The sequence below is a fragment of the Bradyrhizobium sp. LeoA1Lang genome (assembly GCF_055413685.1).
The window spans coordinates 1-14,696 of sequence record NZ_JBVAPG010000183.1 but is presented as its reverse complement, the minus strand read 5'-3'; the positions used below and the strand labels follow the sequence as shown (position 1 = coordinate 14,696).

The 14,696-nt window shown below is 60.8% G+C and carries 15 protein-coding genes and 6 pseudogenes; 2 read left to right on the top strand and 19 right to left on the bottom strand.

The features are described 5' to 3' along the window. From istA to ACZYOF_RS36775, 16 genes and pseudogenes are all read right to left on the bottom strand, one after another. Positions 1-896, bottom strand: a pseudogene (istA, locus tag ACZYOF_RS36850) (IS21 family transposase); the annotation flags it as partial. A gap of 121 nt (positions 897-1,017) precedes the next feature. After that, a pseudogene (locus tag ACZYOF_RS36845) lies at positions 1,018-1,607 on the bottom strand (IS630 family transposase); the annotation flags it as partial. A 387-nt stretch (positions 1,608-1,994) separates the two neighbouring features. Beyond that, the gene (locus ACZYOF_RS36840) at positions 1,995-3,344 is read right to left on the bottom strand and encodes a DegT/DnrJ/EryC1/StrS family aminotransferase (protein ID WP_463718830.1); all 1,350 of its coding nucleotides are present in this window, start codon (positions 3,342-3,344) and stop codon (positions 1,995-1,997) included. An 11-nt stretch (positions 3,345-3,355) separates the two neighbouring features. Continuing rightward, on the bottom strand, positions 3,356-3,625 hold the full coding sequence (locus ACZYOF_RS36835) for a DUF6129 family protein (protein ID WP_463718829.1): 270 nt from the start codon (positions 3,623-3,625) through the stop codon (positions 3,356-3,358). A 34-nt stretch (positions 3,626-3,659) separates the two neighbouring features. Continuing rightward, positions 3,660-4,017: pseudogene (locus ACZYOF_RS36830) on the bottom strand (DUF3024 domain-containing protein). 14 nt (positions 4,018-4,031) lie between these two features. Further along, positions 4,032-4,271: a nitrogen fixation protein NifZ gene (locus ACZYOF_RS36825; protein ID WP_028169009.1), complete on the bottom strand. Its 240-nt coding sequence runs from the start codon at positions 4,269-4,271 to the stop codon at positions 4,032-4,034. Then, on the bottom strand, positions 4,268-4,588 hold the full coding sequence (locus ACZYOF_RS36820; protein ID WP_028169010.1) for a nitrogen fixation protein NifZ: 321 nt from the start codon (positions 4,586-4,588) through the stop codon (positions 4,268-4,270). Before ACZYOF_RS36820 ends, ACZYOF_RS36825 begins: the two co-directional genes overlap by 4 nt. Further along, positions 4,585-5,272, bottom strand: a pseudogene (locus ACZYOF_RS36815) (4Fe4S-binding leucine-rich repeat protein). Before ACZYOF_RS36815 ends, ACZYOF_RS36820 begins: the two are co-directional and overlap by 4 nt. Continuing rightward, a complete protein-coding gene (locus ACZYOF_RS36810) occupies positions 5,262-5,798 on the bottom strand; it encodes a hypothetical protein (RefSeq protein ID WP_463718828.1) in 537 nt (178 codons plus the stop codon). Before ACZYOF_RS36810 ends, ACZYOF_RS36815 begins: the two are co-directional and overlap by 11 nt. Positions 5,799-6,138: 340 nt before the next feature. Further along, on the bottom strand, positions 6,139-6,363 hold the full coding sequence (locus tag ACZYOF_RS36805) for a YfhL family 4Fe-4S dicluster ferredoxin (protein WP_028169012.1): 225 nt from the start codon (positions 6,361-6,363) through the stop codon (positions 6,139-6,141). A 12-nt stretch (positions 6,364-6,375) separates the two neighbouring features. Next, on the bottom strand, positions 6,376-7,932 hold the full coding sequence (gene nifB / locus ACZYOF_RS36800) for a nitrogenase cofactor biosynthesis protein NifB (RefSeq protein WP_463718827.1): 1,557 nt from the start codon (positions 7,930-7,932) through the stop codon (positions 6,376-6,378). A gap of 279 nt (positions 7,933-8,211) precedes the next feature. Beyond that, positions 8,212-9,071: pseudogene (locus ACZYOF_RS36795) on the bottom strand (SIR2 family NAD-dependent protein deacylase); the annotation flags it as partial. Further along, the gene (gene nifT / locus ACZYOF_RS36790; RefSeq protein ID WP_028169014.1) at positions 9,068-9,289 is read right to left on the bottom strand and encodes a putative nitrogen fixation protein NifT; all 222 of its coding nucleotides are present in this window, start codon (positions 9,287-9,289) and stop codon (positions 9,068-9,070) included. The pseudogene ACZYOF_RS36795 and the gene nifT, both read right to left, overlap by 4 nt. A gap of 4 nt (positions 9,290-9,293) precedes the next feature. After that, complete coding sequence (nifS, locus tag ACZYOF_RS36785) at positions 9,294-10,478, bottom strand: cysteine desulfurase NifS (protein ID WP_028169015.1); 1,185 nt, start codon at positions 10,476-10,478, stop codon at positions 9,294-9,296. Between the two features lie 10 nt (positions 10,479-10,488). Further along, positions 10,489-10,779, bottom strand: a complete 291-nt coding sequence (locus ACZYOF_RS36780) for a NifU family protein (protein ID WP_028169016.1) — start codon at positions 10,777-10,779, stop codon at positions 10,489-10,491. Between the two features lie 16 nt (positions 10,780-10,795). Continuing rightward, positions 10,796-11,119: a HesB/IscA family protein gene (locus ACZYOF_RS36775; protein WP_028169017.1), complete on the bottom strand. Its 324-nt coding sequence runs from the start codon at positions 11,117-11,119 to the stop codon at positions 10,796-10,798. A gap of 278 nt (positions 11,120-11,397) precedes the next feature. Between ACZYOF_RS36775 and ACZYOF_RS36770 the strand changes: the two genes are divergently transcribed. After that, complete coding sequence (locus tag ACZYOF_RS36770) at positions 11,398-11,988, top strand: hypothetical protein (protein WP_028169018.1); 591 nt, start codon at positions 11,398-11,400, stop codon at positions 11,986-11,988. A gap of 15 nt (positions 11,989-12,003) precedes the next feature. Here ACZYOF_RS36770 and ACZYOF_RS36765 read toward each other — a convergent pair whose 3' ends face one another. Together ACZYOF_RS36765 and ACZYOF_RS36760 are read right to left on the bottom strand one after the other, a co-directional pair. Continuing rightward, positions 12,004-12,411: a Rieske (2Fe-2S) protein gene (locus ACZYOF_RS36765; RefSeq protein ID WP_028169019.1), complete on the bottom strand. Its 408-nt coding sequence runs from the start codon at positions 12,409-12,411 to the stop codon at positions 12,004-12,006. Between the two features lie 679 nt (positions 12,412-13,090). Then, on the bottom strand, positions 13,091-13,567 hold the full coding sequence (locus ACZYOF_RS36760; RefSeq protein ID WP_463718826.1) for a Wadjet anti-phage system protein JetD domain-containing protein: 477 nt from the start codon (positions 13,565-13,567) through the stop codon (positions 13,091-13,093). A 135-nt stretch (positions 13,568-13,702) separates the two neighbouring features. Here ACZYOF_RS36760 and ACZYOF_RS36755 point away from each other — a divergent pair, with 135 nt between their 5' ends. After that, entirely contained in the window at positions 13,703-14,332 is a 630-nt protein-coding gene (locus tag ACZYOF_RS36755; protein WP_028169022.1) for an FMN-binding negative transcriptional regulator, read from the top strand. A gap of 210 nt (positions 14,333-14,542) precedes the next feature. Here ACZYOF_RS36755 and ACZYOF_RS36750 read toward each other — a convergent pair. Next, positions 14,543-14,696: pseudogene (locus ACZYOF_RS36750) on the bottom strand (IS630 family transposase); the annotation flags it as partial.

The window sequence follows — 14,696 nt, the reverse complement described above, 5'->3', positions numbered from 1 at the left end:
CATTGAGTTCGACGACGAGTATTTTGATGGCTGCGTTCAGCTCCGCCAACGAAAAGAAGCGTTGGTTGCGCAGCCGCGCCAGAATCCATCGCTGGGCGACTTGCACCGCAACTTCGACCTTTGCCTTGTCTTTTTGGGCGCCGCGGCCGGGCTGCGAGAATGGCCGTGCCGTAATGGCTCGCCATCTCGGCATAGGTTCGGTTGAGGCCGGGATCGTGGCGGTCGGGATTGGTGACGGCGGCCTTGAGATTGTCGCAGACCACGAATGTCGGCGCGCGCCGAGGGAGGCGAAAAGGTTGATGTGGAGGCGGATCCAGTCGGCGAGCCCCTCGCTTGGGCAGGCCTCGGCGTAGGTATAGTTGGAGGAGGCGCCCATCGCCGCGACCGAACAGCTTCATCGACTGCACTTCCCCGTTTGAGGGATCGATGACGTCGATGGTGTCGCCGGCGAAATCCACGAAAACCTTCTCGCCGCCCAGATGGGTCTGCCGCATCGAAGGCCGGGCACGCCCCTTCCAGGCCTCGTAGGTCGTGCAGAACCATGTGTAGCCGAATCCATCAGGATGGGTGGCGCGATACTCGTCCCACAGCAGCCGACGGGTCACATTGCGCCGGCGCAATTCCTTGTCGACATAGCCCCAGTCGGGAGCGGACCGCTGGAGGCTCTGCGACGCCGGCTTCGGCGCAGGGAAAAGCAGCAGCTCCAGGTCCTCGTCGGTCATTCCGGCCGGCAACGGCCAGTTCAGCCCGGCAGCTCCGGCTCGGCGCAGATAGCTGTGCACGGCACCGTTGCTGATGCCCAGGGTGCGCGCGATGGCTCGCTCCGGCAAGCCTTGAACATGTTTTAAGCGGAGAACCTCTTTGATCCGGCGCATCGACAATCTCTGGGTGGGCATCGGCCTTCCTCGTTCACTGACGAGGCAGTTCCTAAGCCGGCTGAGTTATCGGCCGAAGCGGACTGAGCCACTGAAAAGCTGCTCACGATCCCGCGAAATCCCTGCTCACGATCCTCTGAAAGGCGCGGCCATTGGGCAACTTCAGATAACCCTGCGTTCGCTCCAAGGCCTGGATCGAGGGCTTCTCGTCCACGCACAGCACAATGGGCTTCGCCGGCGGGGCGACATAGAGGCCGACAACATCGGCGGCTTTGGCCGTAAAGTTCGGGTCGTTGCTCTCACACCAGGACTTGCGAGCCGCGAGGTCGATCTTGTGGCTGCGCAGGAACCGCCAGACATATTGGACGTCAACATCGCCCAGCGCCTCGGCCAGCAGGGGCCCGGTCCAGCGTGCGAACCCTTCCGGCGACGGCTTGTCCAGCAGCTTCAAAATCCGCTTGTCGGTGGCCTTCGTATAGATCGGCTGCTTGCCCGGTCGCGCCTTGTCTTGCAGCCCTTCAAGGCCTTGGTCGGCATAACGATGCCGCCAAAGGCTGACAATCCGCGGCTGGACCCCAACTTCCTTGGCGATCGATCGGGTGCTGCGCCCATCCGCCGCCAACAGAACGATCCGCGCCCGCTTCAAATCGCGCTGCAAGGGGAGCGACAGCACGCCTCAAGCACCTTGCGATCTTTCCGCGAAAGGTGGACTTCTCTTGCTTCGGGTATCATCCATATCTTGAAGCACGACTCACGATCCAAGAAAAGTGGGTACTAGCACTTGAACACCTCCTTGGGCCGCCGAGATCATTCGGATGCGGGCGCGAATGATCTCCGTTTCAGGGTAATGCGTCCATGCGCGATAAGAGCTGGCGACCGGGCGTTTGATCCTCGCAAAGCCACCAACGCACGCGAACATCGAATGGATGCGCGTCTCGCTGTTCGAGCATCGCCGTACCATTCATGCTGGGCTACAGGATAACCCGCCGGCCTGCCCGGCCCTTGATCCTAACAAATCCGAACGCAGCGATACGCGACAGACTTGCGCCGATGTTCATGCGAATGACGGCGCTTTCCCTTAAAAGACTCCTTAAGTCCACGTTCATGAGATCAAGCCTGTTAATCTGGATGGATCATGATGTCCATGGTTTCGTCGCCATCCTCGAACGGACCGGGAAAGCCGTTGTCCTCCACCAGCTTCACGGCACACAGGCAGACGTCGCCGCCGATCACGGCGAGCGCAACCGGCTCAAGGGCTCTTCCGTTACAAGGGCCATCGATGCAAAACCCGCTGGCGCCAGCGCCGATGTTGATGGATGCGTCCTTCATCGTCTCCACGATGAACTCGATCTGCTCGTCGGTGAGGTGGCTGTGAAACGGCAGTGCCAGGGCGCGATCGGCGATCTTTTCCGCAACCCGGAAATCGCCATGACGATAGCCAAGTTCGAAATAATGCCGCTGCAGATGCAAGGGATAGCAATAAGCGGCGGCCTCGACCTGCTCGATGCGGAGGTCATCGACAATGGCGTCGCGGCTGGATCGCGCGAAGCGCGTTCCGAGATGGACGAGATAAAGAAACCAGTTCACCTCGGTCACATCGGGACCGACATAGGGAGGCTTGATACCCTCAAAGGATTGCATATGCGCGTTGTAGAGCTGTTCGACGAGTCGGCGCCGCTCCAGGATCTCCTCGAGGCGCTTCAGCTGCGCAAGGCCCAGCGCGGCTGTGAGATCGCTCATGCCGGCCTGGTGGGGCGCTGCGCTGCTGACGACAACGGAGGAGCGCTCATCCAGCCGATGCGCGCGATGGCGGCGCAAGCCAACGGCCATGTCGATGTCGTCGGTCACCACCATGCCGCCTTCGCCGCAGGTCAGGGCCAGTGGCTGGGCGAAGTCGAACACGGCGATATCGCCAAAGCGGCCGACGAGTTCGAACTTGTATCGCGATCCGATCGCTTCGGTTGAATCCTCCAGGAGCGGCAATTGATGGCGCTGCGCGATCGCGCGCAGCTCCGACCATGGCGCCGGATGGCCATTGGGGTTGCCACCAATGATCGCCCGCGTGTTGGCCGTGACACGCTCTTCGACCTTCGCCGGAGCCAAGGCTCCCGACCAATAGTCGACGTCGGCAAATACGGCCCTCGCGCCCACGAGACTGATAGCATGCACTACCTCGCGAAACGAATAAGGCGAGGCAATCACCTCCTGCCCGGGTCCGATGCCGAGCGCTTTTAGTGCAAGCAGAAGCCCGATGGTGCCGCTGGGGACGGCAACGGCATATTTGCGCCCAAGGTAGGCGGCGAAGGCTTTCTCGAAGGCCTCGGTGATGGGCCCATTGGAGACCCGTGGCGAACACAGCAGCGCTTCCACGGCGGAGAGCTCGGCGGAGGTGATATCGGGATCTGAGAGCGGAATGAAGGGTAAATCGGCGTCGACCGCGTCCGTGCCATCGTCGCGATGCCCTACCAGTCCAACGCCGATCACCGTCCGATCCTCCTTGCCGCCAGCAGGATGCCAATCGCCCGCACCGGATCGGCCGTGATCTCTAGGCAGCGATCGCAGCCATCGATCAGATGCAGATCGAAATTCGGAAGACTCCGGAATGGTCGCTTCGTCACGTCAGAGGCATCACAGCGTGTCGCGGCGAGGTGCGGAAAGCGACGCCGCAACTCGAGAACCGGATCTGCATCAGCCTGCGCCGCCGCGAGCACCCGTTCGATTTCCATCAATTCGTCTGTGCCAAGCGCCATCGCGTCTCCCATATAATTGGACCCTAAATAAGCTTCATAGCCAGAACAGCCGCTCGGGATCTGTGTTCAAATCTTCGATCGCCGAGGTCAGCCGGTGGTAAATGCTATAAAACTCCCAGATTCCGTTTGCGTGGTTCTTGCGAAACAGCTTCCACATGCCGCACACCATGTCGTAGTGGATCAGCGCGGCATCGATAAGGCCGCCATCGGCGTCGATATTGCGAGAGCAGCAGGGACTCTCGATCAGATAGCCCCCTCACCGCCTTCACATGCGGCGAGACATAGCGATAGCGCTTGCGCGCGCTTAAGGCGCGCTCGATCCGCTTGCAATCGAGCTCGTTCGGGTGAGGGATCATCCTGACCGCTGCCTTTCTCATCACCGCGGCATTCATCGCCAAAGGCCCCCTCATAGCACTGTGATTTCTTCTTCAAGACAGCCGACGACCATCCGCTCGCCGAACTCGACGAGATAGATTGGCACGTTGCCTTCCCTATGCCTGCCGACCTGCACGATCTCGCCGATCCCTCCGGCGCCGATCAGGAGTCTATCGGCCGGTGCATTGGGAAACGAGCCGTCATTGATGAGGTCGACCGCTGCCTTGACGCGCTGGCCCCATTGGTATTTCGGCAGTCTCGAGGCGATCATGGGCCGGCCTCTTCAGGCAATGGCAGATCCAAAAGCTCATCGCGCCCCACCTCCGGCTCGAGCTCTTTGCGCTTCATGCCGACGCGGTTGCCGCTTTCGAGAAATTGAACGCCATAGATGTAGAACTGCTGCAGGAAAGTGCCGATTGAGACGACGTAACCCACCTCCCCCTTTTTGACGAGGATCTCGCCGATCTCCTTGCCGGCATATGTCCCGTCATTGCGGATGGTACGGCTGGCCTGCACCTTTTCGCCAAAGCTGAAGAAAGGCGGCCCGGTCAACTCGACCACCTCGCTGTCGCGAACGATGTTGCTCATGTCCCACTCTTCCTCGGTCGTTCGGGCCGGATGGCCACGCGCGCGCGGGCGACTTCCTGCACCATCGAGTCCTCGTCTTTGGTCAATTCCGCTAGCTCGGCCGCCGTGCGATCTCGAGGCGCACGGTGCCATCGGGATCATTGACCATGCCGAGCAGCCACTCATTGGGAACACGGATCGCAACCACGCGGCGCACCTCGGGTTCGTCATCGCTCATGAGACGCCCAAGCAGCGCCCGCGCGATCCGGCTCGCCACCACCAGGCGGACGTAATAGTCCTGGTCCGAGATCATCGGCGCCAGCTCCCATCCAGCAAGGTCGCAACCCGCATCCTAACCTTCCGATGCAGATCGTTGCGCAGCCGCAGCACTAAGCGCTTGGGCAGGCGCCGCGCGGCGTTCCAGCGCACGGTTTCCTCAGCATCGTCGGGCAGCATCGGCAGCAGAAACACGCTGGCGTGGTTGGCTGCGATCGCGCGCACCTCAAAATGTGGATGGGTGATGTAGGCGTCGGCCAGCGCCGGATTCCAGTAGAAGAAGCGGTCGATGCGGCGAGCATAGCGGTCGTTGACGCAGGCGTGCATCAAGCGGCAGCCGCCGCTGGCCCTGAGCCCGATATGAGTGCAGCTGCCGCAGTCGACCTCGTTGCCCAGCCAGTCGCGGGCCTTATCGATGTCAATCGTCATCGTCCTGCCCCATCCGCTGCAGCACGTCCAGGAGCACCCTGGCGCCGATCTTGTCGGTCGGCTCGAGCTGCACGAGCTTGCTGGCGGCCGCGCGGCCTTCATCCAGATTGCCGAGCCGCAGCTGCAGGTACGCGTAGGTTTTTAGCGAAAATAAATAGAAGCGCGACAGGATGTTCTCGTAGCAATCGAAAGCAGCGTCGCCCGCGCTGACCCGCCGCCAATCGTCAGCGAGACCGTTTTCGCGCGCTGCCTTGGAGATACAGAGCTTTGCCACCTCCAACGCCTCGGCCAAGCGACCTTTGTAGAAATAGAAGCGGTAGATTCCGATCAGGACGGCGGCGTGGCCCGGCGCTAGCGCCTGCGCTTCGTGCAGGTGGCTTTCCGCGATCGCATCCACGTGATAGAGGAGCCCGGCCTGCCACAGATGATCCTCGGCTTCGCGCGGCAGGCCTTCGCCGAGCAGCGTGCGCGCAATCAGCGCCCCTTCGCTCCCGGACAGCGGATTGCCGGCCCCAGCGAGGTTCATTGGCAGCTTTCCTGTTCTAATGGGCAGCCTTTGCGGTATCGCTGGAGCAGCACACCTGCTTCTTGGAAGATCGGCCCGCTCTGCGCAGCAGTGTCGGTCAAATCGATCGTGACACCGCCAAGCATTAGCGGCTCCCGAATTGAGGCAATCTTAGCCCGTTCCGCTGGAGGCCTTGCTGACCGGGCCGAGGTGCCGGCGCAACACCTGTCTTGGCGGACAAATCCAAGCAACCACCGCCTGTAACGGCGAGGCGGAAGCTGCGGCCAGCGGTGCGCAGCGCGAAAATCGCGAGTTTTTCAGCGCTGGGCGCCGGCGCAAAGGTCATGGGATCGGCCCCTATTTACGCGCGCGCCTGGTAGCGCGGCAACGAGGTGTCCAAGACGCAGGTGTTATCGACCGGGCACACCGCGACGCATTGCGGCTCGTCAAAATGGCCGACGCACTCGGTGCATTTTTTCGGATCGATGACAAACGTTCCGCCTTTCTCCGAGATTGCGACATTGGGACATTCGGGCTCGCAAGCCGAGCAGCTCGTGCATTGCGAGGCGATGATCTTGAACGGCATTGACCTTCCCCCTTAGGCGGCCGAAATCAGTGCGCCCTGGCGGATCGCCGCCTCGCCCCGCTCGGTATGCTGGATTTCGCCGCTTTGCACCTTCTCCAGATAGGACTTGAACCAGGCGATCGCTGATTTTTCGATGAACTCATGGGCGTATTGGTCGACTGGCTCGATCCCGGCCTTCAACAGATTGCTTTTCGGACAGCCGCCGATCTTGGCCACTAATACCGCATGGCAGTCGTTGATGGCGCTGATGACGGTGGCAAGGCGCTCCTCCTCGCCACAGCCGCCCCGGCAATAGTGATCGACGCGGCGATGGCCGACGAATTTGGCGCCCGTCGTGGAGAGTTCGTACACCTGGAACTCTTTGGCGTGACCGAAATGCTCGTTGATGACGCCCGCGCCCTTCGTCGCCACGGCAACCATGGGCTTGATGTCACTCATTTTGCTGGCAAGCTCGACGAGCTCTTCCTGCTTGCCAGCAAGCTTGGCAACGCGCTCCTGCTCGATCTTGGCTTGATAGGCCTTGCGCATCGGCAAGTCATATTTGACGTCCATGGCCATAACCTTCTCGGTAGTGAACTCCGCGCTGCGGTCCTCGCCGAGCAAGCCGACAGCGTCGGCGCGGCACTGCCGGCAATGCCGCATCAGGTTCATCTCGCCCTCGCAGGCATCCTGCAGTGCCTTTAATTCCTGCGCGGTTGGCCCCCGCTGCCCGTTGAGACCAAACTCCGTGCCGTGCTCGGGCGCGGAGATCAGCGGCATTATGTTGTGCAGGAACGCGCCGCGCGATTTGATCGCCTTGTTGACCTTGACCAGATGCTGATCGTTAATACCCGGGATCATCACCGAATTGATCTTGCATAGGATGCCCCGCTCGGTGAGCATCTCGAGGCCTTTCAGCTGGCGCTCGTTGAGGATCTTTGCGGCTTCTAGGCCGGTGTAGCGCTTGTGGTTGTAGAAAATCCACGGATAGATTTTGGCGCCGATTTCGGGATCGACCATGTTGATAGTGATGGTGACATGATCGATCTTGAAGCGGGCGATCGTGTCGACATGGTCGGGTAGCATCAGGCCGTTGGTCGACAAGCACAGCTTGATGTCGGGAGCAGCCTTGGCCACCAGCTCGAACGTCTTGAACGTCTTTTTCGGATTGGCCAGGGGATCGCCGGGCCCCGCGATGCCAAGCACAGTCATCTGTGGGATTGTGGAGGCGACCGCCAGCACGTTTTTCGCCGCCTGCTCCGGCGTTAGTTTTTCGCTCACCACGCCCGGGCGCGATTCATTAGCGCAATCATATTTACGATTGCAGTAATTGCACTGCATGTTGCAGGCAGGCGCGACCGCAACATGCATGCGCGCGTAATGATGATGCGCTGCTTCGCTGTAGCAGGGGTGATTCTTGACCTTCTCCCAGATCTCGGTCGGCAGATCACCCTGGCCGGCCTGCGAGCCGCAGCTTGCCTTGCCCCCGCCGGACCTCCCGCAGCCCTTGCGCGCGGCGATCTGCATGACCTTGCCAATGTCGACCGCGCTCCCTGCCGAGCTTGCTTCGTCCAGCGCTGATACGTTCATCCTTCCATTCTCCCTGCAGCGGAAACTGAAAAGAAGATTTGCAACTCGCGTGCCATGGCCGGACTTGCGAGCAATTTTGATCTAGGTCAAAAGCTGAGCCGCTTACCGCCCTCTGCCGTGAAAGCGACGGCCTTCTGCACGACATTAGCAATGTTCGAAGTGTGCCAGGCGTCTCGATCCCGACACAGAGATGAACGTACTCATTCCCTGGCGCGAACGAAAGACAACTCGCGTGCGCCGGCACGCGAGCAACATCGACACCCGTGTACCGGTCTGTCGGCCGGCGAGCAGGATCTCGACCGCGCGCGGGAGCGGGATCGCAAGCGGCGTCAGGCCCTGTTCGACCAGAAAACGCAGTTCATTCCTGGACAGCACATCTGGCTCCACGATGGCGTAATGAACACCGGCCGAGCGCTTGGTGAGCTGCCGCGCATAAGTTCGCAGCAGCTGATCGTTGAAGCGGCAGCCGATGAAGAGAAAGCTTCGGCCACTGCGCCGCTCTTTCACCACATCGGGGATCGGCGTCTGAATGTCGATCTCGGTCAGGACCTCGACATAGTCGGCGTCAGAGATCAGGAAGTTCCTTGCGGGCAACACGCCGCCGTGCGGCTTATAGAGGACCGTGCTCCAGCTCTGCGCCGCATCATGGTCGACCTCTCCGCCCGCTGCATCATAGAAGCGATACCAGCGGTCCTCGCCGAGGCCGGCGCGGGTGATACCCTGCACCTCACCCCATCCCTCGCGCCTGCCAAGCGCCCCCGCATCGCACCGTCATACCAGGTATCGACGATGACAGGCAGGGGCAGCACGGCAAGATGATGATGCAGCGGCGTCGGCTCGACCGGCGCAGCAAAGGCCGGCGCCATCAATGCCGTCACGGTGGTGCGATGCTTGTTGCTCTCGATGTGCTGCGCAGACGCCCAGATGTTGCCTTTGGCCCGGCGCGGCAGCGCGACCTTGCTGGCGAAGAAAGCAGCCAAGGCGTCCGGCGTCATCGGCGCATCCGGTTTGGACACATCAGCGAGGCCAGGTCCGAGATAGGGAATAATGCTGGCGGTACGCAGCCTCCTCGCTATGTCAGTGAGAATCGCCTCCGCGTCGGCCGCATTGACGAAGTCGGTTTGCGCCATCGCCTTCATCGGCCGTCGCCGTCCTCGCCACGCTTCCTGGCATTGATCGTGATCGGCAGCGACGTGTCGCTTGCCATCTCGGGTAGATCGAGCACCCAGCCATTGCCTATTCTGATCCAGCCACCCCACAGCGTCTCGCGCTCCGATTCCACAATTGGCTCCTCGAGATCTTTTTTCGGCACATAAATCGACAGGCCCTCCGGAGAGCGGCGAATCATGACTTTCATAAGATCAACTCGTGCATTGGGGCGAAGCGCTGGTGGGGTTGGGAGGCTCTTGTGACATGGCACGCAGATTAGCCAGGATGCGCGACAGTACGCGGACGACCTGATCGACGTCATCGGCCGTGGTTTCACGCGAGAGGGAAAAGCGTACCGCGCCGCGCAGGCTCCTTGCCGGCACGTTCATCGCGCGCAGCACATGCGACGGCTCCATTGACCCCGAGCTGCAAGCCGATCCGAGCGAAGCGGCAATGCCCGCTCGGTTGAGATGGTGGACGATTGCTTCGCCTTCGAGATCTTCGAAGGCGATGCTGGCCGTGTTCGGCAGGCGGTTGCTGACATCGCCGAGCGGGATGCAGCGGCCGTTGTGCAAAATCGTCTGCTCCAGGCGATCGCGCAACGCAGCAATGCGAACACGCTCCGGCTCGAGCCCCTCCGCCGCAAGCTCTGCAGCTTTTCCAAGACCGACGATGCCGGGGATGTTCTCGGTTCCGCCGCGGCGCCGTCGCTCCTGTGCCCCACCCCAGATCAGCGGCCTGAATTTCGTGCCTTGTCGCAAATAGAGCGCGCCGATTCCCTTGGGGCCGTGCAGCTTGTGTGCGGACAGCGAGAGCATGTCGATAGCACTGTCCTTCAGGTCGATGGGCACCCTGCCTATGGCCTGCACCGCATCGGTGTGAAACAGCGCACCTGCCGCGCGCGCCAAGCCGGCCAGAAACTCCACCGGGAAGATCGTGCCGGTCTCGTTGTTGGCCCACATAACGGACGCAATCGCCGTGCGTGGTCCAAGCGCCCAGCGAAACGCCTCGAGGTCGAGGCGGCCGCGCGAATCCACCGGGATCACATGCGTCTTGATGCCCGTTAACGCCAATTGCTCGACCAGCGTGAGGATGGCGGAATGCTCGACGGAGGTGGTGACGATCTCGTCGCGCCCTTGCTGGGTCGCGAGCGCAGAAAGGATGGCGGTGTTGTTGGACTCGGTCCCGCCGGAAGTAAAGATGATCTCATGATCGTGGGCGGCTCCCAGCAAACTCTGCAGGCTGCGGCGTGCCTTGGCCACCGGGCCTGCGATCTCGCTGCCGAAGGCGTGGGCGGACGAGGCATTACCGAACCGCTCCGTGAAGAACGGCAACATGGCTTGCAAGACACACGGATCTGTCCGCGTGGTCGCATTGTTGTCGAGATAGATCGGCACAGAGCCTCGCTCAATGCTGCGGATTGGCGCCGCCGGCGACCGGGATCAGGCGAACGAATTCGCCGAGCCCTTGGACCAGCCGCGCCTGAATGCTTTCTAGCGTCGCGCTTGAAAGCTTGCAGAACACGCAGGCACCGGTCAGCTTGACCGTGATCTTGCTGCCGTCGATCCCAACGAGCTGACAGTCTCTGCCGTCGCGTTGCAGATTGGGCCGAATCTCCTCGATCACAGCCCGAATGAGTTGTTCACGATCGGTCTCAACGACCGACCGTTGCTTCAGCTGTTCCGGTTCGACCAGCATGCTTTGATTTCTCTTTTCATCTGCTGAAGGATTTGCCGCAGGAGCAGCTCGAGCTAGCGTTTGGGTTGTCGAAGGTGAAGCCCGAGCCCTCCAGCGCCACCACGAAATCGATCGTCGTGCCGGCGAGGTGCTCATGGCTCTTATTGTCGACGAACACCTTGATCCCGTCGCGCTCGATGACGGTGTCGTCGGGCTTTGCCCCGTCGGCGAGGTCCATCTTGTATTTGAATCCGTCGCAGCCGCCGGCCTCGACCATGATGCGCAAGCCGCTCCTCGGCTGGGCCGAAGCCGAGATCGCGCTCTTGACCGCATTCACTGCGCTATCCGTCAGATTGATCATGGCACCTTTTGTTTTCCAGAGTCATTTGCATCGAATTGGCAAGTCGCATGCCAGAGCGCAGGCGCTTGACACTGCTCACATTCTTCAAAATCGGGCTGTTGGCTTTGCGACGCGTGTCTGGTTGCTGACAAAGGTCTTCGAGGGATCGCAGCGGCTTTGCGTGTCTTCTTTATGGATTCCGCCGAGAAAGGGTTACGCCCGCGGCGGCAAATGATTTGCATTGCGTCTCCCACCGCCGGGGTGCCCGGCGGTGGTCTTGGATAGAGGGATGATTTTTGATGACTGCAATCGAGAACACCGCGCTCGGCCGGTTGGAGAAGGAAGGGCGCCTGCTCAATCCCATATTCAAGGGCGGGACCACCAAGCGGGGCCGGTTCGGCTTTCGTGGCGATATCGCACTGAAATTTCAGGCCCAGGTCGCGGACGAGAAGCGGCCGCCCCACTATTCGATCGAGCAGGTACTGACGGTCGTGCAGGTCGGCGAAAACATCATTCCGGTGCTGGCCGGCTATCTGCACTGCTTCGCTTATCTTGCCGATGTCGCAAACGTTCTTGAGAGCGCGCTAAGCCCTGACGGCAGCTACTTCATGTTTTGCAACAACATAGACCTGTTGGCGAAATATCGAATCAAGCTCGCTGGTATCACCTTCAACGTGCTGCCGTGCGATGAATCCACCGTTTGGAAGGAGATGATGGACCTGGTCGGGGTCGACAAGAATGACATCAAGAAGCTCGATGCGCCCGGCAAGCTCGACTACCTGCTCGACGCGGCCAAGGATGTCGATGCGTCCTATGACGAGATCTCTTACGAAGAAGGGCTGAAGAGGATGGAACCCGTGAGAAACCGCAACGAGAACCGGCCGGTCTGAGCGCCGGCTTCAGCTTTAGCCAGAGGAAACCTCCTCCTCGACAAGCCGCACGCCGGTCACGCAGATATCGCCGTCCAGCACCGTCAACGCAACCGGCGTGAGCCGGCTGCCCTTGCATGGGCCGTCGACACAGCGGCCGGTGCTGAGCTCGAAGGTCGAGCCGTGCTTGCCGCACATCAGCCGGATGCCGCGGGGATCGAAAAACTGGTTGCGTTCCCAGTCCAGATTCACGCTGTTGTGCGGGCATTTGTTGAGATAGCCAAACACCCGCTTGCCCCAGCGCACCACGACAATGGGCCACGGCCTGTGGCTGCCGTCTTCGTCGACGATCATGAGGTAGAAGCCCATGGCGCGCTGGCTTGGAATATCGTTGAAGCCGCAGATCGCATAGGCGGTATTCGGCTGCGTCCGCTGCGCGTTCATGACAAGACAACTTTCAATTGATCACCTTGCGATCAGCCTTGCAAAAATCGCGCAAAGTACCGGGGCGCCTCACCTTTTGGCAGTCCCGTGCGCTGCGTCGCAAGCGATACCACAACTAATTGCGACCGGTGCACAATGGATGGATTTGCGCGAGCATGCGCCCTTGAGACAGTTAATCCAGTGAGGCGAGGTCTCGACTCGGCGACACCGCGTCAGCATCACACAACATGAAGAAGTTCACACCGCATATTGTTTTCTGCAGGACTAAATCGTTCAGAGACCCAAAGGATTGAATGACCCCCTTCCCCCCACTGGGAACAAGGACGAGATCGGGATTCAGCAAGCGCACGAGATCTGGCCGGATGGCGGATACTTTTCAGACTGGCTAGTCCCGATGGGGGTCGCATCGGAAGCTTGTCGGCAGATGATAGCTCGCATCGTCGCCGACAACGGTCAGTCAAAGATCGACTGCATCTTTCGCCGGACCAAGACGGCAAGGTCCATCCTTTGTCTCGCGTTTTGCCCGACCGTCGCAGCGCCCCCCGTGACCGGCAACCCTGTAGTCATGCATTTGAAGGTTGGCACTGTCGTTCAAGTCACAACGGAGAATCCGATTTCCTATGCGCTTGGAACCGAGTTGACGGTTCTCAATCGCATGATACCGACGGTTCTCGGCCAGTTAGACTAGTGCTGACCTCTGAGCGGTGACTTGGGGCAAGGCCGGGTCGAGCTCTTCCTGCTCGAGGATCTTGGCGCCCTCCCCCGCCAGATAAGCGGCGAGCGCAGCTATGCCGGAATCCGATGGGCATCGCGCTGGTGCGGCCTTTTTCGGCGGAACTTGTCCAGATCGCTTGGCGATTTCGATGCTCATGAGGTGGGGACGGATCGGGCGTCCGATAGCGCGCTCGATCATGCGGAAGATCCAGGTGCCGTCCGGATCGATGTCCGACCAGTGGAAGATCGGCGTGCATTCGGACACCATTCCCGCGATGACCCGTAGCGCCTCTTGCGTCGCGAGCGAAGGATATCCGGTCGCCCCCTCTTCGATCAACGTCATCCGGGCCGCCGGTGCCAGCTGGACAATATCGGGCTCGTCATGGGTTACGCCGCGCTGGAAACCCGCCAGATCGAGCGCGGCTGTCAGCTTCTGGCTCAAGCCGTCGATTAGCTTCGTTCGCGGCGATTGTCATAGCCGCATGCCCCTACAGCTGGACGAGCAAAATCAGCGATAACTGGCAGTTTCGATCGTGCCAAGCTGGGTCTATGTCAGGGCTGAGAACGGAGAACCGACATGTATGTGCCCCCCGCCTTCAAAGATGACGAAGTCGAAAGCATCCGAGCGACCATCCGCTCCGCCGGCCTCGCCAACCTGGTCACGGCCACCGCGGACGGGCCGCTTGCGACACCCTTGCCGCTCTTCCTCGAGGAGACCGAAGGACAGCACGGAGTTCTGTACGGGCACTTGGCGAAGAGCAATCCGCAATGGCGCGCGGCCCCGAACGGCGAGGCTCTGGCGATCTTCATGGGTCCGGAGGCCTACGTGACGCCCTCATGGTACGCCACCAAGCAAGAAACCGGGAAGGTGGTGCCGACATGGAATTACATCGCCGTCCACGCGTACGGGCCGGTCGAGTTCTTCCAGGAGCCCGAACGTCTGCTCGAGGTGGTCACACGGCTGACGAACGTCCATGAGACGTCGCGTACGAACCCATCGGCTGTCAGCGACGCACCCGCTGATTTCATCGCCGCGCAACTGCGCGGTATCGTCGGGGTGCGCATTCCGGTCACCAGGTTCGAGGGCAAGCGCAAGATGAGTCAGCATCGGCCCAAGGCAGACCGCATCGGCGTCGCCGCCGGCCTTGCGGCGAGCGAAAAACCGCAGGATCGGGAAGTGGCTCCCCTCATTCCGATTCAGGCCTAGAGGTCATGACTTTTCTTCGAATCGTGGTCCCGCTCTATGGAGCATGATCGTTTCGGAAAACCGGTGCCCACTTTTCCGGATCATGCTCTAAGGCGAGCGCAAGAGCGCTGGGTGTCGAACTCAATCGGTCGTATAGAACGCTTCCCGAATGGGATTCGAGATCGGGCCGGAGCCAATAATCGCCGTCTGGGTCATTGCTAGTACCCGGAATCAGAGCTGAGTGATACGGCGGCCTTTGAACCGCTTTTGGCGGACTCGTTTCTTCGTCCAGGCGAAGGGCTGTGCTTTTTCATTGTAGGCGCGGATGAAGGCATCGATGTGCTCCTGTAGCTGCGTGACGGCGGTGAATGATGCACCGTTCAAC